The sequence below is a fragment of the Streptomyces turgidiscabies Car8 genome, from assembly GCF_000331005.1.
Taxonomy (GTDB): domain Bacteria; phylum Actinomycetota; class Actinomycetes; order Streptomycetales; family Streptomycetaceae; genus Streptomyces; species Streptomyces turgidiscabies.
The window spans coordinates 1-2,406 of sequence record NZ_AEJB01000384.1; the positions used below are offsets into that span (position 1 = coordinate 1).

General features: G+C 69.9%; 2 protein-coding genes. Both read right to left on the reverse strand.

Annotation, left to right across the window (positions count from 1 at the left end):
- A partial coding sequence (locus STRTUCAR8_RS28320; RefSeq protein ID WP_006379517.1) for a PadR family transcriptional regulator occupies positions 1-130 on the reverse strand: 130 nt, incomplete at its 3' end.
- An 83-nt stretch (positions 131-213) separates the two neighbouring features.
- Entirely contained in the window at positions 214-2,238 is a 2,025-nt protein-coding gene (locus STRTUCAR8_RS28325; protein WP_006379516.1) for an NADPH-dependent 2,4-dienoyl-CoA reductase, read from the reverse strand.
- Positions 2,239-2,406: the final 168 nt, after the last annotated feature.

Here is a 2,406-nt window from a genome sequence, read left to right on the forward strand (position 1 = left end):
GCTCGCGATAGATCTGCTGATGCGTGGCCGACCAGAAGTAGCCGATCGACCTGTCGAACCGGCGGGTCAACTCCAGCCCAGAGGACGGCTTTTCGAGCAGGGCGGTGAGGATCGCGTGCGGGAGGGACATGGCTCAATCCTAGGGAGCGGTGGTGGTGGCGGTGCCGGCTGACCCGTGCTCGTGCGCTCGTACGGGCGGGCGCTGTACGGCCGTCAGAGTGCCGCCGCCACCTCGGTGCCCTGCTTGATGGCGCGTTTGGCGTTCAGTTCGGCGGCCACGTCGGCGCCGCCGATCAGGTGCACGCTACGGCCGGCCGCGAGCAGCGCGTCGTACAGGTCGCGGCGCGGGTCCTGGCCGGTGCACAGGACGACGGTGTCGACCGGCAGGACGGTCGAGGTGCCGTCGACGGTGACATGCAGTCCGGCGTCGTCGATACGGTCGTACTGGACGCCCGGGACCATGGTGACGCCCCGGTGCTTGAGCTCGGTGCGGTGGATCCAGCCCGTGGTCTTGCCGAGCCCGGCGCCGACCTTGGTCGCCTTGCGCTGGAGCAGGTGGACGCTGCGGGGAGGGGCGGGGCGCTCCGGCGCGGCCAGTCCGCCCGGGGTGCGGTGGTCCGTGTCGACGCCCCAGGCGCGGAAGTACGCCGCCGGGTCCTCGCTCGTCTTGTCGCCACCGTCGGTGAGGAACTCTGCGACGTCGAAGCCGATGCCGCCCGCGCCGAGGATCGCGACACGGTCGCCGACGGGCGCGTTGTCGCGCAGCACGTCGAGGTAGCCGACGACGCTCGGGTGGTCGATGCCGGGGATGTCGGGGGTGCGGGGGCTGACGCCGGTGGCGATGACGATCTCGTCGAAGTTCGGCTGATCCGTCAAGTCGTGTTCTGTTATCGGGGTGTTGAGGCGTACGTCCACGCCGTGGGCGTCGAGCTGGTGGCGGAAGTAGCGCAGGGTCTCGTCGAACTCCTGCTTGCCGGGGACCTTTCGGGCCACGTTCAGCTGGCCGCCGATCTCGGGGGCCGCGTCGAAGAGGGTGACCTCGTGGCCGCGTTCGGCGGCGGAGACGGCACAGGCGAGGCCGGCGGGGCCGGCGCCGATGACGGCGACTCGCTTGCGCAGCTTGGTCGGTGAGAGGACGAGCTCCGTCTCGTGGCAGGCGCGCGGGTTGACCAGGCAGGAGGTGATCCGCCCGCTGAAGGTGTGGTCGAGGCACGCCTGGTTGCAGCCGATGCAGGTGTTGATCGCCTCGGGACGCCCCTCGCGCGCCTTGGCGACGAAGTCGGGGTCGGCGAGCATCGGGCGGGCCATCGACACCATGTCCGCGAAGCCGTCGGCGAGCAACTCCTCGGCGACTTCCGGGGTGTTGATGCGGTTGGTGGTCACCAGGGGGATGCCGACCTCGCCCATGAGCTTCTTCGTCACCCAGGTGTACGCGCCGCGTGGCACCGAGGTGGCGATGGTGGGGATACGGGCCTCGTGCCAGCCGATGCCGGTGTTGATGATGCTCGCGCCGGCCGCCTCGACGGCCTTGGCGAGGGTGACGACCTCGTCGAACGTGGAGCCGCCCGGGACCAGGTCCAGCATCGACAGGCGGTAGATGAGGATGAAGTCCTCGCCGACCGTTTCGCGTACGCGGCGGACGATTTCGAGGGGGAAGCGGGTGCGGTTCTCGTAGGAGCCGCCCCAGCGGTCGGTGCGGTGGTTGGTGCCGGCGGCGATGAACTCGTTGATCAGGTAGCCCTCGGAGCCCATGATCTCGACGCCGTCGTAGCCGGCCCGGCGGGCGAGGAGGGCGGCGTGGGCGTAGTCGTCGATGGTCTGCTCGACCTCGGCGTCGGTGAGTTCGTGGGGGGTGAAGGGGCTGATCGGGGCCTGGAGGGGGCTGGGGGCGACCAGGTTCTGGTGGTAGGCGTACCGGCCGAAGTGCAGGATCTGCATCGCGATCCTGCCGCCCTCGCGGTGTACGGCGTCGGTGATCGTCCGGTGCTGGTCCGCTTCCGCGTCGGTGGTGAGTTTGGCTCCGCCCTCGGCCGGGCGGCCGGCGTCGTTGGGGGCGATGCCGCCGGTGACGATGAGGCCGACTCCGCCTCGGGCGCGGGCTGCGTAGAACTCGGCCATGCGTTCGAAGCCGTGGTCGGCTTCTTCGAGGCCTATGTGCATGGAGCCCATGAGGACGCGGTTGGGGAGGGTGGTGAAGCCGAGGTTCAGGGGGGTCAGTAGGTGGGGGTAGCGGCTCATGGGGGCCTCCGGGGTGGAGTGGGGCGGGGCGGGGTGGGGTGGGATCAGGTCGGTCCTGTCTTTGTAGAGGACGGGGGGAGGGTTGTGCAACTAGTTGCATAATGGCGTGCGGCACATTGGGGGGTGTTGTTTCGCCCCCGCCGCCCCTACCCGTCCCATCCCGTTCCT